The sequence below is a fragment of the Tractidigestivibacter sp. genome (assembly GCF_057241865.1).
Window position 1 is genome coordinate 14,964 of the sequence record NZ_DBHHPX010000001.1, and the last position, 25,385, is coordinate 40,348.

At 61.2% G+C, this 25,385-nt stretch carries 18 protein-coding genes; 11 read left to right on the top strand and 7 right to left on the bottom strand.

Annotation, left to right across the window (positions count from 1 at the left end; translation table 11 throughout):
• The first annotated feature begins 44 nt into the window (after positions 1–44).
• The 3 genes from tig to clpX all read left to right on the top strand — a co-directional run bounded on the left by tig (position 45) and on the right by clpX (position 3,457).
• On the top strand, positions 45–1,394 hold the full coding sequence (gene tig / locus ACO59D_RS00070) for a trigger factor (protein WP_485125252.1): 1,350 nt from the start codon (positions 45–47) through the stop codon (positions 1,392–1,394).
• A 113-nt stretch (positions 1,395–1,507) separates the two neighbouring features.
• Positions 1,508–2,128 carry an ATP-dependent Clp protease proteolytic subunit gene (locus tag ACO59D_RS00075; protein WP_130812264.1) on the top strand — a complete coding sequence of 207 codons (621 nt, stop codon included), beginning with the start codon at positions 1,508–1,510 and terminating at the stop codon, positions 2,126–2,128.
• A gap of 3 nt (positions 2,129–2,131) precedes the next feature.
• The gene (gene clpX, locus ACO59D_RS00080; RefSeq protein ID WP_485125253.1) at positions 2,132–3,457 is read left to right on the top strand and encodes an ATP-dependent Clp protease ATP-binding subunit ClpX; all 1,326 of its coding nucleotides are present in this window, start codon (positions 2,132–2,134) and stop codon (positions 3,455–3,457) included.
• Positions 3,458–3,984: 527 nt separating this feature from the next.
• On the opposite strand, the gene ACO59D_RS00085 is transcribed toward clpX, so the two are convergent.
• The 3 genes from ACO59D_RS00085 to ACO59D_RS00095 all read right to left on the bottom strand — a co-directional run bounded on the left by ACO59D_RS00085 (position 3,985) and on the right by ACO59D_RS00095 (position 6,735).
• Entirely contained in the window at positions 3,985–5,109 is a 1,125-nt protein-coding gene (locus ACO59D_RS00085; protein ID WP_485125254.1) for a glycosyltransferase family 8 protein, read from the bottom strand.
• Between the two features lie 100 nt (positions 5,110–5,209).
• A complete protein-coding gene (locus ACO59D_RS00090; RefSeq protein WP_485125255.1) occupies positions 5,210–5,971 on the bottom strand; it encodes a TatD family hydrolase in 762 nt (253 codons plus the stop codon).
• Positions 5,968–6,735, bottom strand: coding sequence for a tRNA threonylcarbamoyladenosine dehydratase (locus ACO59D_RS00095; protein WP_485125256.1), 768 nt, complete (start codon positions 6,733–6,735; stop codon positions 5,968–5,970). Before ACO59D_RS00095 ends, ACO59D_RS00090 begins: the two co-directional genes overlap by 4 nt.
• A gap of 153 nt (positions 6,736–6,888) precedes the next feature.
• Here ACO59D_RS00095 and ACO59D_RS00100 point away from each other — a divergent pair, with 153 nt between their 5' ends.
• From ACO59D_RS00100 to ACO59D_RS00120, 5 genes are all read left to right on the top strand, one after another.
• Entirely contained in the window at positions 6,889–9,576 is a 2,688-nt protein-coding gene (locus ACO59D_RS00100) for a valine--tRNA ligase (protein WP_485125257.1), read from the top strand.
• Between the two features lie 207 nt (positions 9,577–9,783).
• Positions 9,784–10,053, top strand: a complete 270-nt coding sequence (locus ACO59D_RS00105; RefSeq protein WP_485125258.1) for a DUF2087 domain-containing protein — start codon at positions 9,784–9,786, stop codon at positions 10,051–10,053.
• A 450-nt stretch (positions 10,054–10,503) separates the two neighbouring features.
• Entirely contained in the window at positions 10,504–11,799 is a 1,296-nt protein-coding gene (locus ACO59D_RS00110) for a substrate-binding domain-containing protein (protein WP_485125259.1), read from the top strand.
• A 91-nt stretch (positions 11,800–11,890) separates the two neighbouring features.
• Entirely contained in the window at positions 11,891–13,399 is a 1,509-nt protein-coding gene (locus ACO59D_RS00115) for a sugar ABC transporter ATP-binding protein (RefSeq protein ID WP_130812258.1), read from the top strand.
• A 14-nt stretch (positions 13,400–13,413) separates the two neighbouring features.
• Positions 13,414–15,069 (top strand): galactose/methyl galactoside ABC transporter permease MglC, encoded by a 1,656-nt coding sequence (locus ACO59D_RS00120; RefSeq protein ID WP_485125260.1) that lies wholly within the window; start codon positions 13,414–13,416, stop codon positions 15,067–15,069.
• A gap of 356 nt (positions 15,070–15,425) precedes the next feature.
• Here the strand turns inward: ACO59D_RS00120 and ACO59D_RS00125 are convergent, their stop codons facing one another.
• The 3 genes from ACO59D_RS00125 to ACO59D_RS00135 form a co-directional block, all read right to left on the bottom strand.
• A complete protein-coding gene (locus ACO59D_RS00125) occupies positions 15,426–16,973 on the bottom strand; it encodes a UDP-glucose--hexose-1-phosphate uridylyltransferase (protein WP_485125387.1) in 1,548 nt (515 codons plus the stop codon).
• 71 nt (positions 16,974–17,044) lie between these two features.
• On the bottom strand, positions 17,045–18,259 hold the full coding sequence (locus ACO59D_RS00130; RefSeq protein ID WP_485125261.1) for a galactokinase: 1,215 nt from the start codon (positions 18,257–18,259) through the stop codon (positions 17,045–17,047).
• Between the two features lie 88 nt (positions 18,260–18,347).
• Positions 18,348–19,478 (bottom strand): aldose epimerase family protein, encoded by a 1,131-nt coding sequence (locus ACO59D_RS00135; protein ID WP_485125262.1) that lies wholly within the window; start codon positions 19,476–19,478, stop codon positions 18,348–18,350.
• A 125-nt stretch (positions 19,479–19,603) separates the two neighbouring features.
• Here ACO59D_RS00135 and ACO59D_RS00140 point away from each other — a divergent pair, with 125 nt between their 5' ends.
• From ACO59D_RS00140 to ACO59D_RS00150, 3 genes are all read left to right on the top strand, one after another.
• Positions 19,604–20,629, top strand: a complete 1,026-nt coding sequence (locus ACO59D_RS00140) for a LacI family DNA-binding transcriptional regulator (protein ID WP_485125263.1) — start codon at positions 19,604–19,606, stop codon at positions 20,627–20,629.
• Between the two features lie 177 nt (positions 20,630–20,806).
• Entirely contained in the window at positions 20,807–22,369 is a 1,563-nt protein-coding gene (locus ACO59D_RS00145; protein WP_485125264.1) for a B12-binding domain-containing radical SAM protein, read from the top strand.
• Between the two features lie 1,933 nt (positions 22,370–24,302).
• Positions 24,303–24,995, top strand: coding sequence for a metallophosphoesterase (locus tag ACO59D_RS00150; RefSeq protein ID WP_485125265.1), 693 nt, complete (start codon positions 24,303–24,305; stop codon positions 24,993–24,995).
• 21 nt (positions 24,996–25,016) lie between these two features.
• Here the strand turns inward: ACO59D_RS00150 and ACO59D_RS00155 are convergent, their stop codons facing one another.
• Positions 25,017–25,256 (bottom strand): hypothetical protein, encoded by a 240-nt coding sequence (locus ACO59D_RS00155; RefSeq protein WP_485125266.1) that lies wholly within the window; start codon positions 25,254–25,256, stop codon positions 25,017–25,019.
• Positions 25,257–25,385 lie beyond the last annotated feature (129 nt).

Consider the following 25,385-nt stretch of genomic DNA (forward strand, 5'->3'; position numbering starts at 1 on the left):
CACGGTGGGCATCCGCCCACCGAGGACGAGACACTGGAGGAACGTTGAAAATCACCGTCACCGCTGAGGAGCCCAAGGACAACAAAGTTGCCGCAAAGCTCACCATTCCCGCCGCAGACGTCAACGCGGCTGTTGCCAAGACCTACAAGGACTTTGCGCGCAAGTACAACTTCCAGGGGTTCCGTCGCGGCCGCGCTCCCCGTCCGGTGATCGACGGCATCCTGGGCAAGGATTCGGTGCTCGCCCAAGCCACCAACGACCTCTTGAATGACGCCGAGCCCCTCATGCTCGAGGAGCTCAACGTCGTCCCCGTCGGTCGCCCGGAGTTCGCCAAGGACGCGGACCTCGCCGCGGAGGGCCAGGACTACGTTATCGACGTCGCCATTGGCGTTCGCCCCGATGCCGAGCTCGACTCCTATGACGCCCCGCAGATCAACATGCCTCCCGAGGAGGTAACCGACGCCGAGGTCGACGCCCAGATCAAGCGCTATCTGGACTATCACACCTCCTACGAGGACGTCCCTGAGGGCGAGGGTGCCCAGGACGGCGATGTCGTGAAGGCTGACATCGAGAGCGTCGAGGGTGCCGAGAAGCTCGCCGGCGAGGGCCAGACGCTCTCGCTCGTTGACGGAGAGACCCCCAAAGAGGTCAAGGAGGCCCTGCTCGGCGCCAAGGTCGGCGACGTGGTTGACCTTGCCTGGACCGTCAAGCATGGGGAGGGCGAGGACGCCCACGAGCACCCCTACAAGGCCAAGGCCACGGTGAAGGGCATCCAGCGTCCCACCACGCCTGAGCTTGATGACGAGTTTGCCAAGAAGGGCTTTGGCTACGACACCGTCGACGAGTTCAAGAGCGCTGTGCGCGACGAGATCGCCGAGGACAAGAAGGCCAACCTCCCCAACCTCAAGGAGGACCGCGTGGTCGAGGCCGTGGGCAAGCGCCTGCAGCTCGACGAGGTTCCTGCCGACTACCAGGATGAGGTCTTCAACGAGCTTGGCCAGGAGGTTCTCGGGCAGATGCAACGTTCCGGCATCTCGCTCGACATGTATCTCAATGCTCGCGGCATCACGCCCGACGCCTTCATCGCCGACCTTCACGACCAGGCCGAGGAGCGCGCCCGTCAGTCCCTGGCGCTTGACGCCGTCGCCCGCCAGCTTGGCCTTGAGGTCACCGAGGAGGACGTCCGCAACGAGTTCGAGAAGGCCAACGTCCCCGACGTTGACAAGGCCATCGACCAGTGGCGCTCCGAGGGTCGTCTGCCCGCCATCCGCGACTCCATCAAGCGCACCAAGGCCCTCGACTGGCTGGTCGAGAACGCCCAGGTGACTGTCGTGGACGAGGCTGCCGAGGCTGCAAAGGAGCCTGAGGGCGAGAAGTCCGAGGACGCCGAGTAGCCCCTCTGCCAGAACTAATGGTGCAGGCCCTGTGAACTGACGTCGTGCCCCGGATGGCGCAAGCCGTTCGGGGCACATTGGAACGGTACGCAATTTCTCCTGAAGGGAGCATCATGCACAACCCAACGAACATCCCGCTCATTCCTTATGTCGTGGAGCAGACGCCGCGTGGCGAGCGCAGCTACGATATCTACTCTCGTCTGCTCAACGACCGCATCGTCTTTCTCGGCGAGGAGGTCACGCGTGACTCGGCAAACCTCGTGATTGCCCAGCTTCTCCACCTCGAGAGCCAGGATCCCGACAAGGACATCTCGCTCTACGTCGATTCCCCCGGCGGAGACGTCTACGCTGGCCTGGGCATCATCGATACGATGAACTTCATCAAGCCCGACGTCTCCACCATCTGCGTGGGCATGGCTGCATCCATGGGCGCGGCCATTCTCGCCAGCGGCACCAAGGGCAAGCGCCTCGCGCTGCCCAACTCGATGATCCTCATCCACCAGCCCAGCTCTGGTGTCCAGGGCCAGCAGACAGACATCCAGATCGTGGCCGATGAGACCAAGCGGATTCGCCAGCACCTGAATGAGATACTCGCCGAGGCCACAGGCCAGCCCATTGAGCGCATCAATGCCGACACCGAGCGCGATAACTACATGCGCGCGAGCGAAGCGCAGGAATACGGCCTTGTCGACAAGGTCATCACCAACCGTAACGACCAGGGTAAGCAGGAGTAACGCATGGCTCAGGACCGCGACAACGAAAATGGACGGCCGTACGACAACAGCGAGATGCGCTGCTCGTTCTGCGGCAAGAGCCGCAGCCAGGTGAGCAAGCTCATCCAGGGGCCGGGAGGGGTCTACATCTGCGACGAGTGTGTCCGCGCCTGCTCGCAGATGATCCAGGAGGCCGATGGCACTGCTGCATACGAGGAAGACGAGGCCGAGGAGTCTCCGCTTCCGCTCAAGGAGCTGCCCACGCCGCACGAGATTTACGACGAACTCTCCCAGTACGTGATTGGCCAGGAGTCGGCCAAGCGCGCGATGAGCGTTGCCGTGTATAACCACTACCGCCGCATCCTCTCGGGCAACGACGAGGTTCCCGAGGGTGAGGAGGAGGTCGAGATAGCAAAGAGCAACATCCTGCTTCTTGGCCCCACTGGTACGGGCAAGACCCTTCTCGCCCAGACGCTGGCGCGCTTCCTTGAGGTCCCCTTTGCCATTGCCGACGCAACTACCCTCACCGAGGCAGGCTACGTGGGCGAGGACGTCGAGAACATCCTGCTCAAACTCATCTCCGCAGCTGACGGTGACGTCTCCCGGGCAGAGCTTGGCATTGTCTACATCGACGAGATCGACAAGATTGCGCGCAAGGCCGAGAACCTCTCCATCACGCGCGACGTTTCTGGCGAGGGTGTGCAGCAGGCGCTCCTCAAGATTCTTGAGGGCACCGAGGCGAGCGTGCCGCCGCAGGGTGGTCGCAAGCACCCCCAACAGGAGCTCATTCACATCGACACCACCAATATCCTATTCATCTGCGGTGGTGCATTTGTGGGTCTCGACAAGGTTGTGGCCGATCGCATTGGCAAGAAGGGCATTGGCTTCAATGCCGAGCTTGGCAAGAACGTCGACCAGGGCGAGGACGAACTTATGGAGCAGGTCATGCCCCAGGACCTGCACAAGTTTGGCATGATTCCCGAGTTCATTGGCCGCATCCCGGTAATTACCTCCACGAGGGAGCTCAAGGAGGCAGACCTGGTGGACATTCTCACCAGGCCAAAGAACGCGTTGGTCAAGCAGTATAAACGCCTCTTCGAAATCGAGGGCGTCGAGCTTGATTTCATACCGGATGCGCTGAACGAGATTGCTCGCCAGGCCATCGTTCGCGGAACGGGCGCTCGTGGCCTGCGTGCGATTTGCGAGTCCACGCTGCAGTCTACGATGTTTGACCTGCCCAGCGACCTCGACATCACCAAGGTCATCGTCACCAAGGAATGTGTGGGTGGTGCCGAGAAGCCCGAGGTCGTGCGGCAGGAGCCTCTGCTGCCCAAGCATCGCGCGAGCTAGGACGGTGCTCGCGAGCTTCTCGCACGCTAGGGTGCTTTGCGGACGGGGTCGGACGCAGTGCCGGCCCCGCCTGGCGTATCTTGCGGCTTGTGCGTACGCACAAGGGGGACCGTCTGCCCGAATGGCCTCCCTGCGGGCTCTAGCTGGCAGAAAGCATGTGTTCTGCGTACGCACGAGGCCCGCCTGTTGACACGGGCTTCTCTCCCATTTGGGAAAACGTCGAGGCCTTGGCAGAACCTTCCCCTTCTGCGTACGCACAACAGTGGCAATTTGCCCGGCTGGGCTTTTTGCAGGCGCTTGCTGGCATAAATTCTCTCTTCTGCGTACGCACAACAGCTACTTCTCGTCCCAGCAGGCTCTCGCGCAGCCAAAAGTGAACACGAATTCAACTGGTACGTACCAGCTTCCTGGTAAAACGCGGAGAGAAGGGCTAGCAGATTGAAATCGTGTTCACTTTTCAGCGGCGCGAAGGTGCCACTAGGGGCAATCCAGCCTAGGGCAATCAGGAATGGTGACTTGCGCTCGCTCTAGCCCACCGAGCCGCCGAGCTTCTCGTAGCACTCGATGAACTTGCAACGACGGACGGTCCCTGCGGGGCAGGTGTAGTCAAACACGCGCATGATGCCGCGGTAGATGGCCACGGCCTTGGCGCGGCGAGCCAAACCGTCGACGGTCTTGCGGGACATCTCGAGCTGGTCGCGCAGGTACTCAAGGTAGGGCGAGCCTGCTGCATACTGCCAGAAAAGACCAGCCAGGTCAGAGTCAGGGTAGAGCCACGGCCTGTTGTCAGGGCCCGCATAGTGCACAATGCGATAATCGCGCCTGGCCTCGTCGTACTCCTCCTGGATGTCGGAGGGCGCCTGCGCCACGATGTGCGTGCGGCGCATGTACTGCCAGTCCACAAGGTAGTTCCACTTCATGTGCACACGGCGGTAATGTCCGTTGACCACCTTGTTGAGAACATCCTGGTCAAGCCAGCGCCACGTGCGCTCCGTGGCAATGTCGAGCAGTTCTTCCGCCGTGATGGTCTGACGGAACTGTTCCAGGTTCATGAGAAGCACGCCGGCCTGGAAATAGTCGTGTGGCTCTGCCATGCCGAGCTGGTCTTTAAGGTACGAGTAGACCGTGGGGTCGTAGCCGTCAATCTGCCCGATGGTGTCAGCGTCGCGTGTGGCTGCCAGCAGGTAGCCGGTGACGTCGGTGTCGAAGAGCTCGGCCACGTCACTGCACACCACGATGTCAGAGTCCAGATAGATTGCCTTGCCCACGTTGTCGAGAAGCGTCGGGGCAAGGAGACGGAAGTAGGTCTCGGGCCTAAAGTGTCCGTGGTGCGGCAGCCTGATGTCGCCCAGAGCGGCGTCCACGTCCAGAAAACCCAGGCCAACATGATACTTGGAAGCCTGCTGCGTGAGCGTAATCATGCTCTTTGGCGTGATGTCGCGTGTGAGCACAACAATGTCGTAGTGGCGCTCGGGGGAGGAGTTCACCAGGATGGACTGGAGCGCTACGGAAAGGTAGGGGACAAAGAGGTCGTTGCAGGCGAAGACGAGAACAACGTCATCGAGGCTGAGCGGCAACTCGCGAGATGAGGTGGCCAGCAAGGTGCCCGTCTGTGTCTGCTGTGTGGCAGGGGTTCTGCTCTGTGAGTTCATTGCCTGGCTGCTCCCTGTAGGATGACCGTGTCCGCGTCTCAAACGGCCTGTATGACTCTACCATGATGTGAGACAGGGGGACAGTCCCCTTGTCTCACCCTCACCCGATGAGCGCTTCGACGTTGGAGAGAACGAGCGGCCCAACATCCTCGCCGCGTACCACGGAGGCCTTGCGGACGGCACGCTCGAGCGATGAAGCGATATCGCCGGCATGTCCGAGGACCCCCTCGCCTTCGGGGAGGTCGGTCTCAGTGAGCAGGAGCTCCCCCGGAACCTCGCGCACGTACTCGCGCCCGCGTCTTGTGGCAAGGGACCTCTCGCCAAACGAGAAGAAGCAACCCATGCGTGCTGCACGCCACAGCTCCTCGGGCCTGCCCGAGAACCAGTGGAAGATGCAATGGCAGCTCTTGTCGGCCCCAGTTCGCCCCAGCACGTCGAGGACCGCGCCCGCCGCCCGCACCGAGTGGATCGAGACCACCTTGGGGTGCATGGGATCGCTGGTTTCGACGCAGGCACGCATGATACGCTCGAAGGCATCAACCTGCGCCTCGTTGCCCCTCTCTCCTACGTGCGCAGGCGAGAAGTCCAATCCCACCTCACCAATAAAGCGCAGCCCAGGCATCATGGCGACCAGTGCGTCAACGTCCTTCTCGCCAACGCGCCCGTCTGCCACCCACCAGGGGTGGGCACCGCCTGCGAGAGACACGTTTGGCGCGCCAGCCAGCTCCCGCGCGGCTTGGCGATAGCCTTCCGGCGTTACGGTACACGCGAGAAGCGACAGCCCAAGCTCGCTCGCCTGGACTGCCATCTGCGGCGCGTTTGCGTAGAAGTCCAGGTGCACGTGCGCATCGAAAAGCCTCATCGTGCGCCATCCGCCCCGAGGCCAACATCCCTGCCACCGAGTCCCGTGAGGGTCAAGATCACGTCGCCAGCGAGCATCTGGCCCATGATGGGTGGGAGGTACGACATGGTCCCCAGCGTTGCCGACTTGCCGCTTGCACCCTCGGGCGCCCGTGGGCGCACCGGCTCCTCGGGGGAGTACAGCACGCGCAGCTTGCGGATGCCCCGTTTGCGGCACTCCTTGCGGATGATGCGGGCCAAGGGACATCCATGCGTCTTCGAGATGTCGGCAAAGCGCAAGAGTTCCGCGTGGAGCTTGTTCGCGCCACCCATGCTGGAGACCAGGGGCATGCCGCTGTCCTGGCACCAACGCGCCACCACGAGCTTTGCCGTCACGTTGTCGATTGCGTCCACCACAAAATCTGGGCGTGGGTCAAGGCCGTCCAAGATGCCTCCGATGTTGTCTCGCGTGAGAAACACGTGAATGGGCACAACCTTTGCCCCGGGGTTGATGTCTGTCACGATGCGGGCCATCACGTCGGTTTTTCTCTGCCCGACGGTGCTTGTGTATGCCACGGCCTGGCGGTTGATGTTGCTTGGCTCCACAACGTCTCGGTCCACCAGCACAAGCGAGCCCACACCACCTCGGGCGAGTGCCTCGGCGCAGCTAGACCCCACGCCGCCGAGGCCGAGCACCGCCACGCGCGCGTCTGCAAGCTTTCTCACGGCGTCTTTGCCCATGACCAGTTCGAGTCTGGACGTGGGCGTCTCAGGGGTGCCTGCCATGTGCTTCTCCGTGGCCCTTCTGCGTGCTCCTGCATCAACGCTTTGATGATAGCCGAACGCGTGGGGTTAGCCCAATACGCCTGTGCTAAGCTGGAAAGCTGCAATCTAGGTGCCACAAGCGCATCGCATGGCTGTGTTCGAGAGGACCATATCGTGGAAGAGATGCCCAAGACCTACAGTCCGCAAGAGGCCGAGCCCCAGCTCATTCAGAAGTGGGTTGATGCTGGCTGCTACCGTCGCAGCAAGGGCGTAGGGGACTGCACCGTTGTCATCCCGCCGCCAAACGTGACGGGCATCCTGCACATGGGCCACGCCATGGATGACTCCATCCAGGACACCTTCATCCGCTACATGCGCATGCGTGGCCGTTCCACCCGTTGGATCCTGGGCACCGACCACGCCGGCATCGCCACGCAGACCAAGGTGGACAAGAAGCTCAAGGGCGAGGGCAAGTCTCGCCTCAAGATGGGGCGCGAGAAGTTCCTCGACGCCTGCTGGGACTGGACCCACGAGTATGGTGGCACGATCGTCTCGCAGATTAAGCGCATGGGCTGCTCCATCGACTTCGACGACGAGAAGTTCACGATGAGCCCCGAGTTCAGCCGTGCTGTTCGCAAGGTGTTCTGCGACTGGTACCACGACGGTCTCATCTACCGCGGCAAGCGCATCGTCAACTGGTGCCCCGTGTGCGACACCGCCATCTCGGACGACGAGGCCGAGTACCAGGACGAGAAGGGTCATCTCTGGTTCCTGCGCTACCCGCTCACCGAGCCCGTTGACGGCATTGAGTACATCATCGTGGCCACCACGCGACCCGAGACCATGCTGGGAGACACCGGCGTGGCCGTCTCGCCGGAGGACCCGGAGAAGGCCAAGCTCGTGGGCAAGACCGTGATGCTCCCCATCGTGAACAGGGAGATTCCAATCTTCTCCGACTGGCATATCGACAAGAACTTTGGTACCGGCTTCGTGAAGGTCACGCCCGCGCACGACCCCAACGACTTTGCCATGGGCGAGACGCACAACCTCGAGCAGATCAACATCCTTGACGAGCACGCCCATATCGTGGACGGCTACGGCGAGTTCACCGGCATGGACCGCGACGAGGCACGCGAGGCCATCGTGGCGTGGTTCGACGAGCACGGCCTTCTCGACCACGTGGAGGACCTCGAGCACTCCGTCATGCACTGCTACCGCTGCGGCACCGCACTCGAGCCCTGGCTCTCCGAGCAGTGGTTTGTTGCCGTCGACAAGCTCAAGGGGCCGGCAACCAAGGTCATCAAGGACGGTGAGGTCAAGTTCTATCCCGAACGCTGGGCCCAGACCTACCTCACTTGGATGGAGAACCTCAAGGACTGGTGCATCAGCCGCCAGCTCTGGTGGGGCCACCGCATCCCCGTGTTCTACTGCGAGGACTGCGGCTGGGAGGACGCCCTCATGGAGGACACCGACGTATGCCCCAAGTGCGGCGGACATCACGTGCGCCAGGATCCGGACGTGCTTGACACCTGGTTCTCAAGCCAGCTATGGACCTTCGCCACGCAGGGCTGGCCCGACCACCCCGAGGAGATGGAGGGGCACCATCCCACGAAGGTCCTCGTGACCGCTCGTGACATCATCGCCCTCTGGGTTGCTCGCATGATCATGAGCTCGCTCTACTTTACGCACGAGGTGCCGTTCCGCGACGTGTACATCTACGCCACCATCCTTGCCAAGGATGGCAGCCGCATGTCCAAGTCCAAGGGCAACGGCGTGGACCCGATGGCGCTCATGGACAAGTATGGCGCCGACGCCATGCGCTACAACCTGCTCACCCTCATCACGACCAACCAGGACGTCAAGTTCGATGCCAACCTCGACAAGAAGACGCACGAGCTCATCGACAGCCCGCGCACCGAGCAGGCCCGCTCCTTCGTTACTAAGATCTGGAACGCCAGCCGCTTCGTCCAGATGAACCTTGACGGCTACACGCCCGGCGCGCCTGTGGCCGAGACGGCAGAGGACGCCTGGATGCTTTCGCGTCTCGCTCGTACCGTGGATGCTGCCACGCGTCAGCTTGAGGGCTACGAGTTTGGGGACTATGCCCGCGGCTTGCAGTCGTTCTTCTGGGGCGAGGTCTGCGACTGGTACATCGAACTCTGCAAGGGTCGCCTGCTCCATGGTGCGCCCAAGGAGCGCCTGCATGTGCAGCGCAACCTCGTCTATGTGTTGGATGTCTCGATGCGCCTGCTGCACCCCGTGATGCCCTTTGTCACCGAGAGCATCTGGGACGCGCTGCCCGCAAGCGGCCTGGACGACCACTCCGCCCGGTTCCTCATGACCGCCGCCTGGCCCGAGCCCTCTGACCTCGCCACCTTTGTGAACGACAAGGCCGAGCATGACTTCGAGCTTGCGCGCCGCGTGGTCTCGGCCGTGCGTTCCACGCGTGCCCGCTATCGCCTGTCGCCCAAGGCAGAGCTCGACGTGTGCGTGCGTGCTGCGCCAGAGGACGTGGCCGTCCTGGAGGCCCAGCGCGACTTCATCAGCAGTGTGGGTCACGTCGACCAGTTGGCGCTTGGTGCCCAGCAGGTGAAGCCCGCGGGCTCGGTCTCCGTGGCCGACGGCTCGCTCGAGATCTTCGTGGTGCTCGGTGGGCTGGTCGACCTCGCGGCCGAGGGCAAGCGCCTGGAGAAGGAGCTCGCGCGTGCCCAGAAGGAGCTTGATGGCACGAGAAGGACCCTCTCTAACGAGGGCTTCGTTGCCAAGGCTGCCCCCGAGGTCATCCAGAAGAAGCGAGACCGCGCCGAAGAGCTCGAGCAGGCAATCGAGCAGCTCCGCTCACAGATTGCCGACTTCGCGTAGGGAAGACGATTTTCTCAGCGAATGGCGTCTCTCAGGCCCGTGACGGCTCTGCTGCCACGGGCCTTTCCTCTCTGACGTTGTAAACCAATGCGTATAATAACGATAAAAGGGACAGGCTTAGTAAGTTCTTGCTTGTTAATGCCAGTCAATACGTTCAGCGTTGTCCCATCCGCGTCATGACTAATGAGTTGGACCTAGGAGGATCGCGTGGAGAGAGACAGAATCAAGAGCTTTACAGATCGGTTTATGGTCGATGGAAGGTTAGCCACAATACCACGGAGGGAGAAGGACCGGGAGGCCATGAGGCTCTATTTTGCTGCGAAGTTTGATGAGAACACCTCCTACACAGAGGAGGAAGTCAATTCGATATTGCTTGAGTTTTATAGCGACTATGCCTATCTAAGGCGAGAGTTAATCGATCATGGCCTAATGAAGCGAACGGCTGCTGGTGACTTCTATCACCTATCAAGAGGCTAAGTTGGTGAAACGCGAAGCAGCCTCTAAGGCATTACTGTCTTTTAGTGTCAAAAGCGGCTACAGACTTTGCCGGGCGGCAGCCATTCGGGAGTTCGGCGCGTCGGTAGTGTGGCTCCGAACCACTGTGTGACTCCATACGATCGCGCGGGCCGCACAAGTGACGGCGTTCTCGACATTTCCGCAGGAAAGCTTTTTGCGATGCGACGATTGCGTGGGTCCAGAAGAACGTGCGGGCCGCACAGTCGCTGTCGTTTCAGGCGGAAGTGCAGAACCCTGCCCTGTGCACAAAAACGGCCTCAGAGGACCTCAAAGACAGCCGCCCGCCCCACGTACGCAACCATTGGTCGAACAAATGAGAACGTTAACAACCACAGCTCAAAGAGGTATTAACGTACTTATAAACAAGGTTCGCGCAACGGGGCGCGAACCGAGGGGAAAGGGAGAAAACCCATGGAAATGTCTCGTCGTAGGTTTTTGGAGGTCTGTGGCCTTGGCGCAATGGGCCTTGCCAGCGTCGGCGTGCTCGCGGGCTGCGGTGGCGGCTCCAGCAGCAGCACCGGCTCCTCCTCCGGCGCTTCCTCTGGCACCGTGGCCAACAAGGACAAGCCGCTGGTGTGGTTTAACCGCCAGCCGTCCAACAGCTCGACCGGCGAGCTCGACACCGCTGCCCTTAACTTCAACGACAAGACCTACTACGTCGGCTTCGATGCCAACCAGGGCGGCGAGGCCCAAGGCAAGATGGTCAAGGACTACATCGAGAAGAACATCGCATCTCTCGACCGCAATGGCGACGGCGTCATCGGCTACGTCCTTGCCATCGGTGACGTGGGTCACAACGACTCCATCGCCCGTACTCGCGGCGTTCGCAGCACGCTTGGCACCGCCGTCGAGAAGGACGGCAAGGCTGTCTCCGACCCCGTCGGCACCAACACCGACGGTTCCTCCTCGCTCGTCCAGGACGGCAAGCTTGAGGTTGGCGGCAAGGCCTATATCGTACGCGAGCTTGCCTCCCAGGAGATGAAGAACTCCGCAGGCGCCACGTGGGATGCCGCCACGGCCGGCAACGCCATTGGCACCTGGGCCTCCTCGTTTGGCGACCAGATAGACATCATCGTTTCCAACAACGACGGCATGGGCATGTCGATGTACAACGCGTGGTCCAAGGACAACAAAGTCCCGACCTTTGGTTACGACGCCAACAGTGATGCCGTTGCGGCAATCGCCGACGGCTACGCGGGCACCATCAGCCAGCATGCCGACGTCCAAGCCTACCTCACCCTTCGCCTGCTTCGCAATTCCCTCGACGGCGTCGACATCAACACCGGCATTGCTAAGGCCGATGACGCTGGCAACGTCTTGACCGAGGACCTCTATAAGTACGTCGAGGCCGACCGCTCCTACTACGCAATCAACGTCGCCGTCACCGCGGACAACTACACGGACTTCACGGACTCCACGAAGACCTACGACGGCGTCTCCAAGCAGCTTGACTCCTCCAAGTCTGCTCCCAAGAAGGTCTGGCTCGACATCTACAATGCGGCGGACAACTTCCTGTCCTCCACGTACCAGCCGCTGCTCCAGCAGTATGACAAGCTGCTCAACCTCAACGTCGACTACATCGGCGGAGACGGCCAGACCGAGTCCAACATCACGAACCGCCTTGGCAACCCCAGCGAGTACGACGCGTTCGCCATCAACATGGTGAAGACAGACAACGCCTCCTCCTACACCTCGCTCCTGAGCTAGTAGCGACACGTTTGCAGTTGGCTGTGCGCGCCCGGTGCGGGGGGAGTCCCCCCGCACCTTTTAGAGCGCCAGCGCAGGAAGGATGGGGAACATGACGGACAGCGGGGACGACGTTGTGCTGTCGATTCGCGGGATGTGCAAATCCTTTGGGCGAAACCAGGTTCTCGACCACATTGACCTCGACCTCAGGCGCGGTACGGTCATGGGCCTTATGGGCGAGAATGGCGCAGGCAAGTCCACCATGATGAAGTGCCTCTTTGGAACCTATCAGAAGGATGAGGGGACCATCATCCTCAACGGACGAGAAGTGAGCTTCTCTGGTCCCAAGGATGCCTTGGAGAACGGCATCGCCATGGTCCACCAAGAGCTCAACCAGTGTCTGGAGCGCAGCGTCGTTGACAACCTCTTTCTCGGGCGCTATCCCGTCAACGCGTTTGGCATGGTGGACGAGGGCCTCATGCGCAAGGAGGCAGCCGAGCTCTTCCGTCGCCTGGGCATGACCGTCGACCTTGACCAGCCCATGCGAAAGATGTCCGTCTCACAGCGCCAGATGTGCGAAATCGCAAAGGCAATCTCATACAACGCGCAGGTCATCGTGCTTGACGAGCCCACCTCCTCACTCATGTCGCAGGAGGTCGAGAAGCTCTTTGGGATGATGCGCATGCTCAAGGAGCAGGGCATCTCCCTCATCTACATCTCCCACAAGATGGACGAGGTCTTCGAGATCTGCGATGAGGTCTCCGTGCTTCGCGACGGCAAGCTCGTGATGACGAGGCCCACGTCGCAGACGACCATGAACGAGCTCATTGCGGCCATGGTTGGCCGCTCGCTTGAGAACCGCTTCCCGCCGGTGGACAACGCGCCCGGCAAAACGGTGCTCTCTATACGGCACCTCTCTACGAAGTACCCGCCCTACCTCCAAGGCATCTCCTTCGACGTGAGGAAGGGTGAGATCTTCGGCCTCTATGGCCTTGTGGGTGCCGGCAGGACGGAACTTCTCGAGACGATCTTCGGCGTCCGTACGCGTGCTGCCGGTCGCGTGTACTTCCGCGATCACCTTATGAATTTCGCAAACGCACGTGAGGCCATGGAGCATGGGTTTGCCCTCATCACCGAGGAGAGAAAGGCAAACGGCCTCTTCCTCAAGGGTGACCTCACGTTCAACACCACGATTGCGAGCCTTGACCGCTACAGAAGCGGCATCGCGCTCTCCGACCCAAAGATGGTGAATGCCACAGCCGACGAGATCAAGCTCATGAACACCAAGTGTATGGGCCCCGATGACATGATTTCGAGCCTTTCTGGCGGCAACCAGCAGAAGGTCGTCTTTGGCAAGTGGCTGGAGCGGGGACCGCAGGTGTTTCTCATGGACGAGCCTACGCGCGGCATTGACGTCGGTGCGAAGTACGAGATCTACGAGCTGATCATTGGGATGGCCAAGCAGGGAAAGACCATCATCGTCGTCTCCTCCGAGATGCCCGAGATTCTCGGCATCACAAACCGCATTGGCGTCATGTCGAATGGGCGACTCTCCGGAATCGTAAACACACGGGAGACCAACCAGGAAGAGCTCCTGCGCCTGAGCGCGAAGTACCTGTAAGGGGATGAGCACATATGGCAACTCAAGGGGATAAGGTGCTTACGGCCAAGGAGGAGCGAGAGCTTCTTGCGCCCATTGACGAGCACGTCAAGGCAATTCAGGCAAAGATTGATGACCTACGTCGGGACGGCACGGCCCTTGCCGTGAAGCTGCAGGGCGACATCGACGCGGCCAAACGCGATCGCATCCTTTCGAAGGAGGAGCGCGAGCAGGCCATCTCTGGGTACAAGGCCCAGCTTGAGACGGCCAGGTCTGTCGAGGCAACCCACAAGGCAGAGGTTGCAGCGCTTGTCTCGGAAGCTGAGGCGTACCTCGAGGAGCACTACGCAAAGGAGTACCTCGATCCCGTGCGGCAGAGCTGCGCGCGGGAGCGCGTGCTTGCCAAGGAGCGCTACCAGGCAAGCCTCAAGACCCTCGAGGAAGAGCACCGCGCCAACCTGGCTGGGCTCTCGGACCGCGCAGAGGTCAAGGACGAGAACTACGTCTACAAGAACCGCCAGTTCGATGCGAAGGTTGTCTACGAGAAGGAGATCCAGCAGATAAAGGACCGCGAGCATGCGGCCTTTAGCTACGAGTACCACCTGATTGACCTTCTCCGCATGTCCAAGTTCACGCTTCCGGAGCGCTACGCCCAGAAGTGGGAGAACTACAAGTACACGTTTGACCGCAGGCAGTTCCTTCTCAGGAACGGCCTTTATATCGTCATCCTTCTGGTGTTCATCTTCCTGTGCGCCATCACGCCCGTCGTGAAGGGCACGCAGCTGCTCACCTACCAGAACGTGCTCAACATCCTCCAGCAAGCGTCCCCGCGCATGTTCCTTGCGCTTGGCGTCGCCGGACTCATCCTGCTCACGGGCACCGACCTCTCCATTGGCCGCATGATGGGCATGGGCATGACGGCAGCCACGATCATCATGCATCAGGGCATCAACACCGGTACCGTCTTTGGGCATGCCTTCGATTTCACCGGCCTGCCCCTGGTGGCGCGCATCATCCTTGCCCTTGTGGTGTGTGTGGCGCTCTGCACACTATTCACCTCGATTGCAGGTTTCTTTACCGCTCGGTTCAAGATGCACCCGTTTATCTCGACCATGGCAAACATGCTCATCATCTTTGGCCTGGTAACGTATGCCACGAAGGGCGTCTCGTTTGGCTCTATCGAGCCTGCCATCCCCAACATGGTCATTCCGAGGGTCAACGGCTTTCCCACGATCATCCTGTGGGCTGTGGCTGCCATCGCCATCGTGTGGTTCATCTGGAACAAGACTGCGTTTGGCAAGAACCTCTACGCAGTTGGTGGCAACCCCGAGGCTGCGGCTGTCTCCGGCATTTCCGTCTTCAAGGTGACGCTTCTTGCCTTTGTGATGGCTGGCATTCTCTATGGCTTTGGCGACTGGCTCGAGTGCATGCGCATGGTAGGCTCTGGCTCTGCGGCGTATGGACAGGGCTGGGACATGGATGCCATTGCGGCCTGCGTTGTCGGTGGCGTCTCGTTCACCGGCGGCATCGGCAAGATATCTGGCGTCACGGTCGGCGTTCTCATCTTCACCGCCCTCACCTACTCCCTGACCATCCTGGGCATCGACACCAACCTGCAGTTCGTGTTCTCTGGCGTGATCATCCTTACCGCCGTTACGCTCGACTGCCTGAAGTACGTCCAGAAGAAGTAAGCCCCCCTCCCGCGCCACCTGGAACCCCCTCTCTGGGTGGCGCATCCCGAAGGCCCGCCTTGGGCGTGCGTGTGCCCGGGGCGGGCTTTTGTGGTCGGTGCCTTGCCGCTTGCGTGTCGTGGGATCTCGCCGGTTAGCCGGCTGTAACCGTTCGGAATTTCCGAGAAGGTTGTCACGTGTGAAAGGCGGCCGGCAGCCGTAACCGTCTGGAATCTGCGGCATCGTTGTACAGAGAAGCACTTCTCGGACCGTGGCGACCCTCTGCCTGTGTTCAGCCGGCCACACTCGTATCCACCTCACCAAAAAGCCACCTCGGCATGCAGCCGAGGTGGCTAAGCGGCGTAGCCCGCCAGCGCCTACAGCGAGGCAATAAAGCGCATCTGAGCTGCGCGACCGGCATCGTCCCATTTGAAGACGCCGGCGTCCTCAAGGACGTGCGAGAAGACCAGCCCAACACCATCGCGCACAACCTGGCGCACGTTGCCAACGTTAAGGTTGGGGTTCTCGCCGGCCAACTGGGCCGCCCAGGTGGCATGAGAGGAGGCGAGGGGATCGGCGGCCATCTGCTCCTCGCTCGCGCCAGAAAGCAGGAGCCCTTCCACGCGACCGAGCTCGCCTACGAGGCGTGGTGGCAGGATGGCCAGACCCATGACCTCGATAAGCCCTATGTTCTCGCGCTTGATGTGGTGCCACTCCTCATGTGGGTGGAAGACGCCGAGCGGGTGGTCTGCGCTCGTGACGTTGCAGCGCAGGGCAAGATAGGCTTCGTAGGTGTTGCCGCCAGCGCTGCCATCGCTGCCCACACGGCGCACGATGGGCGTTACCGTATTGTGTGGTGTGCCGTCAGCATCATGCGCAGTTATGCCCACAGACTCGTCGCTCCACGAGCGCCATGCCTGTACCACGTGGTCGCACGCGTCAAGCAGCTCGTCACGGCTCTCGCACGTTAGACGCAGGACCGAGAGGGGCCAGCGAAGCACCACGCCGGAGACGTCCGGGAAGCCCGGCAGCGAGAACTGCGCTGCCGTCTTGGCAAGCATCATGGGGAAGACGTGTGCGCCACCCTGGAAGTGGTCGTGGGAGAGGATGGACCCCCCAACAACGGGCAGGTCGGCGTTGGACCCAATGAAGTAGTCTGGCAGCAGGTCGACAAAGTCGAGCAGACAGGCGAGAGAAGCGCGGTCGACGTGCATGGGGCGATGAACCGAGCTCATGGCGATGCAGTGCTCGTTGAAGTATGCGTAGGGGCTGTATTGGAGCCCCCACCGCTCGCCGCCCAGCCGTATGGGGACGATTCGCAGGTTCTGCCGGGCGGGATGTGCTCCCATGGGGTCCGCCGCCCCGCGTCCGGGGTAGCCCTCGTTCTCGATGCAGAGCTGGCAGGCGGGGTATCTCTCGTCCGCGGACGCCTTGCCCGCTGCCGCAATCTCGCGCGGGTCCTTCTCGGGCTTGGAGAGGTTGATGGTGATCTCGAGAGAGCCCCAGTCCGTCTGCGTGTCCCAGCAGACGTTCTTGGCAACGGCCGTGCGACGCACGTATCCAGCTTCGCAGCAGCTGCGATAGAACCAGTCGGTTGCGGCCTTTGGCCCGCCCTCTGCGAGAAGTCCCTTGAAGGTGGCTTCGATCTCGGACGGCTTGGGCATGAGCAGCCCCATCACGCGCATGGCAATGCGGTCCCTGCCACTTGCGGTGTCTGCCGTGCAACCGTTGGCCACGGCAGCCTCGGCAAGCGTGGCGAGAAGCTCGTCGGGCGTCTCGGCCGTTGCCCCCGACGAGACAGCAGGGGAGTCTGGCCCTTTGGCCAGAACCCATGCATCGCTTGGCCCAGGACCCGTGGCGCCCACGGCCTCGATGACTGTGTTGTACGCCCACACGCGATCGCCCCAGCCAATGAGCCCGCGCATGGCTGCGTAGTCGACAATCCCTGTGGCCGCGCTAAGAAGGCCCACGACCTTCTCGCACGTAGACACGCCTCCTACTCCCATTGCGCGAGCGCCCCCCTGTCGGAGATTCGGTAGTGCCTGCAGGAACCAGCGCCGAGCCAAGCGTCCATGTGGTCCTTGAACTCCTCGACCAGGTCGAGCGGTACGAAGCACTGGATGGTTCCTCCAAAGCCCCCGCCGTGGATCCTCGTGGCCCCACGCCCGTCGAGGACGCGCTCGGCGAGACCGAGGGCAACCATGGCGGGCTGTCTCTCTATGCCGCACGAGACGTTCTGGAGAAACATCGCCGAGCTTGCGCCAGACGTGCGCGTGTAGGCGAGAAACGCGTCGATATCGGGCTCGTTGAGCGCTTCCCAGCGCTTGTCGACGAGCTTGTTCTCACGCCAGTAGTGGATGGCACGCAGCACGGCCCTGTCACCGAGGTCGCGGCGTAGCTCGGGAACGTGCGCATCAAAGTCATCCCCATCAACCTCGCAGAGGCGATGCTTGCCAAATGCAGCCGCCACCGCCTGCATCTCCTGTGGCATGGCGGCGTACGCATCGGTGAGGTCTGCATGGCCGGAGCCCACGTCCACAAGGCAGAGGGCGTAGCCCAAGTCCTCGAAGTCGAGCTCGAGTCGCCTGGCACGCGGATCCTCGGGAATCGCGAAGTCGATAAAGGCAAGTCCGCCCAGACACACCGATGCCTGGTCCATGAGGCCGCACGGCTTGCCAAAGTAGACGTTCTCGGAGAACTGGCACATGCGTGCCATCTCAAGCGCGTCATAGCTGCGACCTTCCCAGAGGGCCTCCATCGCGCGGCCAAGTGCTGCCTCGACGGCGGCCGAGGAGGAAAGACCGCCGCCTATGGGGATGGTGCTCGTCATGGCCATGTCGAAGCCCTCGGGCTTGCGGCCGTCCTGTGCCATCCTGAACGCCATGCCCCTTACGAGCGCTGACGTGGTGTTCTTCTCGTCCTCGCGAACCTCGAGGTTATCCAGAGCCACTTCGACCGTTGGATATCCCTTGCTTGCCAGGCGTGCGGTGCTTGTACCGTTGGGCCTGGCAAGCGCGTCCACGGCAACGTCGAGCGCGCCGGCAATGACGTGTCCACCCTCGTGGTCTGTGTGATTGCCCGCTATCTCCGAGCGGCCTGGCGCGTGCACCCTAAGCAGGCGCCCTCCGCCTCGCGGCTCTCCCAGCTCCCGCGCGAAAAGCCCATGCAGCCCCTCCTCGCTCTCCCTCATGGTGACCTGGCTCCCGTCCATCTCGTTCTCCTCTCTCCGGCGTGCCGGGGCAAAAAACAACGCAATGAGAGGTTCTGGTCCCCTCACCTTGCTAACCATGCCTGTGCACTTAGCGTGGAACGACGCCAAACTGATAGACGATCCTTTGCGAATATGGCTGCTCGGGTGTGCAGACTGGCTGAGGCCACGAGGGGTGGTGTGCGCAATCCGGATAGAACTCTGGCTCAAATGCAAAACCGCTGCGAGGCCCGTAGCTGCCTCCGCCCTTTGCGTGCGCATCGTCGAGCCAGTTACCGGTGTAGAGGTGGGCCCCCGGCGTAGTTATGCGAATCTCGAGCGAACGGCCGGTCGAAGGCTCGAACGCAGAGAGCGCAAGGCGCTCCCGCACGTCCGGCCGCCATCCGGTGATGCAGAAGCAGTGATCGTAGCCATGCGCACGATGCAGCTGCTCGTCATCGGCGTCGATGTCCCGGCCTATCGCCTTTGGCTTGCGGAAGTCAAAGGGAGTGCCGTCAACGGGGCGTATCTCGCCAGTGGAAACCGAGTCCTCCCTGATGGGAAGGAAGCTGTCCGCTTCCAGGCGCAGCATCGTATCCATGGTAGAGCCGGCGTTGTGGCCGGCAAGGTTGAAGTAGCTGTGGTTTGTCATGTTGACAAAGGTGGGGACATCCGTCTTGCAGGCATATGAGACGGTAAGCCGCGTTGTGTCGTTCGGAAGGTCCACAAGGGAGACGTCTGCCGTGAACGTGCGGTTGCCCGGAAGGCCCAGCTCCCCGTCTGCAAGGGGACAGGTGAGACTCATGGCGTTCTCCTTCTCGGTGGCAACACCACGCCAGAGGCGCTTGTGAAGTCCCGAGGTAAGGCTCGTGTGAAGGTTGTTCCGCATGTCTGGGCCGTTGTTTCTCGCAAGATGACACGTAACCGGGCCCAGGGTTATCTCGGCTTTGTCAGTGCGGTTTGCAATGGGGCCTATGGTAGAGCCGTGACATGCGGGGTTGTCACGGTAGTCTGCGAGGGACGCAAGGCCGAGAAGCACGTCTGCCTGCCTGCCCAGGGCATCCGGAACCTCAATGGAAAGTAGCGCTGCCCCAAACTCCATGAGACGAACCCTCGCTTGCGGGGTGGTTATCGTGAAGACGTGGACCTGCTCCCCCGATGGCAGACAACAAAGGACATCCGAGCTGACCATGGCTTTCCTTCCATGTGCAATAATTACCGTTGAGCCTGCAATATACGTCATTCTGCTCCAATGTGGGCAGGGTTATGTTAACGTACCCAAGACGGCCAGTTGCCGAGATTCAAGATGGTCGCGGCAGGCGGTTGTCAGATGGGGCTGACAGGGCTTTCGTGGCAGGGGGATTCAGCATGGGCGTGACACGTCTCGACTCATCGAGGCACTTTGTCTCCATGGCCGACGTTGCCGAGAGGGCCGGCGTCTCGCAACAGACTGTCTCGCGCGTAGCCAACGGTCAGCCCAATGTGAGCGAGTCGACGCGCAGGGCAGTGCAGCGTGCGATGGACGAACTTGGCTTCAGGCCCAACTTCGCCGGCCGTTCGCTGAGAAGTGGCCGTTACCGCTCCGTTGGCCTTTGCATCTATAACATCATGCAGTTTGGTAATCTTTCGACGCTCGATGGCATCGTGACCGCCGCTCGCGAGCATGGTGATGCCATTACGATGGTTGAGATGGGGGGCGATGATCCCGTCTCGCTCGAGCAGATGACAAAGCGCATGCTCGTTCTGCCTGTTGACGCCATGATCATGAGCATGAGCATCAAGGCCGAGGACTTTGATAGCTTTCGTCCCAACCCTGGGTTTGGGACCGTGCTCCTCACCATGTACGAGCATCCGTACTGCACTACAGTCGACTCCGACCAGTACGGTTGCTCGATGCTTGTCATGGACCGCCTGATCTCGCATGGACACAAGCAAATCAGGTTTGTTGCGGGCCCCCCGTACTCCGTCGACTCGAACTTCCGCGAGCGGGGCTGGAGGGACGCCCTTGAAGTTCGCGGCCTCAACGTGGTCGAGCCGCTGCATGGTGACTGGACAGCCGACGCTGGCTATGAGGCAGGCGCTGCGCTTGCGCCCGACAGGGACGCGACTGCGGTGTACGTTGCGAACGACCAGATGGCGCTAGGGGTGATTGCGGCGCTCGAGGATGCCGGCAGACGCGTGCCCGAGGACGTGAGCGTGGTGGGCGTGGATGACTCCCTCACGGCGTCGGTTCCTCACAACCGGCTTACGACCGTGCGCTTTGACCTCTTCTCGCGTGGGCGCCGCGCTTTTGAGCAGGCGCTTCTCAGCACAAGCCCCAACTACCACATCCAGCAGATAAGGATTGCGGGCACGCTGGTCGAGCGCCAGACGGTCGCGGACATACGCGCCTAGAAGAGAACTCCAACACTATCGCCTACGACTGTTTGCCTACTGGCGAAGGCATAGATGACACCGCCCACCGGTAGTTTATTGCCGCTCGCAACTTGTGCTATGCCGCTCGCTTGGTGCTCCCGTTGAGCCAGCGCTTCTCGGGAATCTTCTCTCATGGCTTCGTGTCAAGGAGGCATCATGTTTGTTACGTTTATCACGCCCGCCTCATGGCTGCGCAGGCTCAAGCCCTACCAATGGGGTGCCCGCGTCTACGGGACGCCAGACTCCATCACGGGACCGCTCATCCTGGCGGGCATTGCTCGGCGTGCTGGCCATTACGTGGAGGCATACGAGGAGCTCAACGGCACGTTCGACATGGACCGCCTTCTCGAGAAAACCGACGTGCTTTGCCTCTATACCATGACCTCCAGTGCGCCGCACGCCTATGACCTGGCTGACCTCTTCCACAGGCAGGGGCATGCACGTGTGATCATTGGCGGCATACACGCCACAGCCATACCGGAAGAGACCGCCGCCCATGCGGACCAGGTGCTGGTGGGCGAGGGAGAGGGCGCCTTCCTGGATGTGCTTGAGGGCCGCATTACTGATAAGATTGTGCGCTGCAAGCCCGTGTGCGACCTGGACTCCATTCCATGGCCTGACTACTCGGTGCTCAAGACCCCCGTCAAGGCGGCAGATATCATGACCTCACGTGGCTGTCCCTACCGCTGCAGCTTCTGCACTACGAGCCGCATGTTCGCGCCATACCGGCAGCGCTCGGTTGACTCGGTGATTGCCGAAATCAAGCACTACCATGAGCTGGGCTTCGAGTATATGAACTTCGAGGACGACAACTTCACGGCCGACAAGGAGCGCGCCAAGGAGATCTGTCGCCGCATCGCCGCCGAGAACTTGCAGTTCAAAGAGTCCTTCTTCTTTGGGCGGACTGACATGGCAAACGATCCCGAGATGCTCGACCTTCTCGCCAAGGCGCACCTCGACTGGGTGCTCATAGGGATCGAGTCGCTCAACCAGAGGACGCTCGATGCCGTGAACAAGCACCAATCCATCGAGGACATCCGCCGTGCGGGCAAGGCATGCCGCGACCACGGCATCCAGCTCATCGCGAGCATCGTGGTGGGGGCGGACACCGACACGCACGAGGACATCATGCGCACCGTGCAGTTTGCCAAGGGCATCGATGCCTCGAAGCTCCAACCGGCCATCCTCACGCCCTTTCCGGGGACGCCCGTCTACGAGGGATACGAGAGGGAGGGGCGCATGCTCGTGCGCGACGAGCGCGACTGGGAGCCGTTCGACATGATGAACGCCACTTACCAGCCAAAGAACATGTCTCCATGGGACTTGGAGATGGAGTTCTTCCATGCGGCGTGCTCGTTCTACGACAGGCGTGGCGCCATCCGCATGGGAAAGATATTTGGGCCTGCATACGGCCTCACGCGCTACGCTCTCGCGCTCATAGCCCGGCTGGGCAAATGGGGCACGTGGATGGCAGGGGTAATTGGGAAGGGAAGCTGGTACTACCACCTACGCCACATTCCCTGGCGCTACGCCAGTGACCACGAGGGCGACGAAATTGGTCGTGAGCTCAAGCGCCTGAGAAGAAAAGATGACTTCCAGGAGATTGCGACTACAGTGGCAATCTTGGCGCTCCTCGTGTCTCCTGTGGTAGCGATTGTGCGGCGTATCACGAAAGACGCATCTTCTCGTTCCCGTGGACATCCCATCCGTCAATCTTGACGTTTTGGTTGGGAAGGCGAACGACCACCTTGCACCCGTGCGCTCTGGCAATCGAGACATACGTGCCTGTCTGCGGGCAAGACCCACTGTGCAAAAGCAATGCCAAGTACATGGGGTGCCGCCCCATTTGCGTACTGACAAGTCGTCGACTCTTGCCGGACGTCTCCACCATGAGATGCAATGCTTCTAGCGAGTCCATCGTCACTCCCTTGATGCTGAATTGATCATCATGTCCAGTAATCATAAAAATGGCTGGGAACTTGCGGCATAGTCAGGCTCCCTGGACTGTTAGCTGCTCAGGCAACTTCGGCTGCACGGCCGCAGTGGCCGCGATGCCCGCGGGCGGCACGTGCATGAGGCACATCCCATGGAGGGGCCCCGTGCATACATCGGCAGAGTCCCTGTGGCCGTACCCCCAGCTGGAGGAGCCGGCATACGACTGCATGTGCGGCCTGGAAAGCCCGCGGAACGTGTCCCGGGCATATGCCTTGGAGTTCGATATAGCCCTGTGGGCCGTGGGGGGGCGGGGCGCCATCGCCTGCGCCGTCGCATTCCCTCTGGACGAGCCCATGGAATGGGGGCCAGCAGATGTCCCGGTCCGTGCGTCTGCCCCCCTCTCCGACATGTGGCAGAGGTGGTCGTGGCCGAGTTGCCCCCAAGGGGTCGCCCGGGCAGCCCCCTGTGCACCGGATGGCGCACGGGCCCTTCCCTGCAGGCGCCCTGTCGACGGCTGCGGGCATGGGCTGCCGTCCCGTGCCCCCCTTCATGCCCAGGCCGCCTGCATGCCCCTCAGCCATGTCTTCCCCCGCCTTTCCGGCCGCATCATCCCTGCATCCATATCATGCAGCGCAGGGCCGACAGGGATTGCCGGGGCTATGGGAAGTGCTCAGCCATTTCTCGTCATTCATGAGGCAATAGATAACATCACCAACGCACAGACGCCTATCAAAGAAATCGTCACGAACCAGTTCCCGCTGGAGGAGTTCCCCACAGCCAAGGAGCAGGCGGCCGTCAAGTCGTACCACAACATCAAGGTTTTGCTTGGCCCGACCAGATGGCGGTTGCGAGGCCAAAGGGGTAGCACTCCGTATCTCGGCAATCTGGCTTGGTGGACCCTGCGGCTTAGGCCGCGGGGCCCGTTTGCATGTTGCCACGAGCCCATGTGCGTAAGAAGGTGAGTGTACAATCATAAAAGACCACGGACATGAGCGAACGGCACTATGGCCGGGGATATGCCATCAGCCACAAAGATCGCGTCAGCTTACGGGTTTGGCTTGGCCGTGCGAGCCGCGCGCAAGGAACGAAGCCTCACGCAGACGGATGCCGCGCAACTGTTGGACTGTGCTATTTGTGCTGGCATATGTTGCTGGGAGCGGTAAGGCCGCTGTCGAGCATACTGTCCAGGCTGTCGAACAACAACTTGCTCGTCAGGGGCTGGACGCTTGCGTGCCACGACTTTCCGGTTACCTTAAGGATTGATGCTTGGAGGCACCTATCTGCAGATTGTTGAGGAGTGGAGAGCCCGTCATCTTTCGACGAGAACTGATTCGGCCTTGATCCTGGATGATTACCGCGTGAGGTTTGCCTACAACTCGGGAAACATTGAGAACCCGGCCGTTACCTGTCACGACACCCGGGACATCTTTGAGGATGGGCGAGTTGTGAACTTTACGGGTGACCCTTGGACACTTTTCGAGATTCAGAATCTCAAGAAATGCCCCGAACTGCTGCTTGATGCATATGCGGATTGTTGGCCTGTCGACGAGGAACTTGTCCGCGAATGTCACCGGCGCTTACTCAGGGGACCTACGACAACAATACAACTTCCCTGCAGTCGTGGAGGGCATAATAGTGATGTCCTTTGCGACTGTGTGGTTGTTGGGAGTGGCTGTCGTACCCGGATGCAACCAGTCCATGTCGAGACTGCCCCCACATGGAGGAAGGTGTAGCAATTGTGACCGTCTTCTTCACATCAGACCTGCATCTGGGCAGCGAGGGAATGGCCAAGTGGCGCAGGTTTCCTGACGTCGCTACGCATGACGAGGCAATCCTCTCGAACATCAATCTTCGAGTTCACCCGGATGATGACCTCTGGCTCGTGGGGGACCTCTGCAAGCCCAACCGGGCCTCCGCTCGAGCCATGCGAGAGTCTATCAGGTGCAGACACGTTCACCTGATTGTTGGAAACCATGACAAGCGAAGCGTGCTCGAGACGCTTGTGCGCGAGGAGAAGCTCTTCGAGGGCGTGGAGTACTACGCCGAACTCGGCAAGGTTTCCAAACAGGGATACAAGCTGTGCGTTTCGCACTATCCTATGCTCGACTGGAACCGCGCGGTGTACGGAGCCTACATGTTGCACGGACACATCCACTCGCTTCCCGCAGAGGGCGAGCACGCCGTGGCGTCTGGCCTTCCGTGCGTGGTCGAGGCAATGGAGGGAAGCCCTCTTGGGGGCTCTGATGGCGGCATGGGTATGGAAGGCTACAACCAGCGCTGTCGTGACCTGGGAATCCGGCGCTTCGACGTAGGAGTTGACGCCAACGGCTATGCGCCCGTCTCCGTTGAGGAAATCATGGCATATTTGCCCAGCTCTCCCACTGGGCGAGAACTTCTTGGCACGCCGTAGTAGTGCGTGCCAAACCGTCTATCAGCAAGAATGTGAGCGGGGAAGCCCGATGAGGTCCACGAAGGCCTCGAAGCATCCGCGGACAGCGTCAATGTCGGGGGTGCGCTCGGGCAAAGAGCTCGGAAGGAGCGCTTCTCCCGGGAAGGGGCTGCTCTCGCCCTGTGGGGTGTGATTGTGGGCTCCACCCGGGTAGCGCACGACGGTCGAAAGTTCGATCTGGAGGGCTGCGATGTGGCAGGTCTGCGTAACGGTGGTAGCCACCGTGTTGGCTCCTCGGGCTGCGTAATGGCCGTCGAGCACTATGGCCGTTCCCGTGCGCATGCAGCACGACGCCAGACGCTGCTAGACTTAGAGTCTGCATCGGCGACGAAACGGATCCGAGGAAGGGCA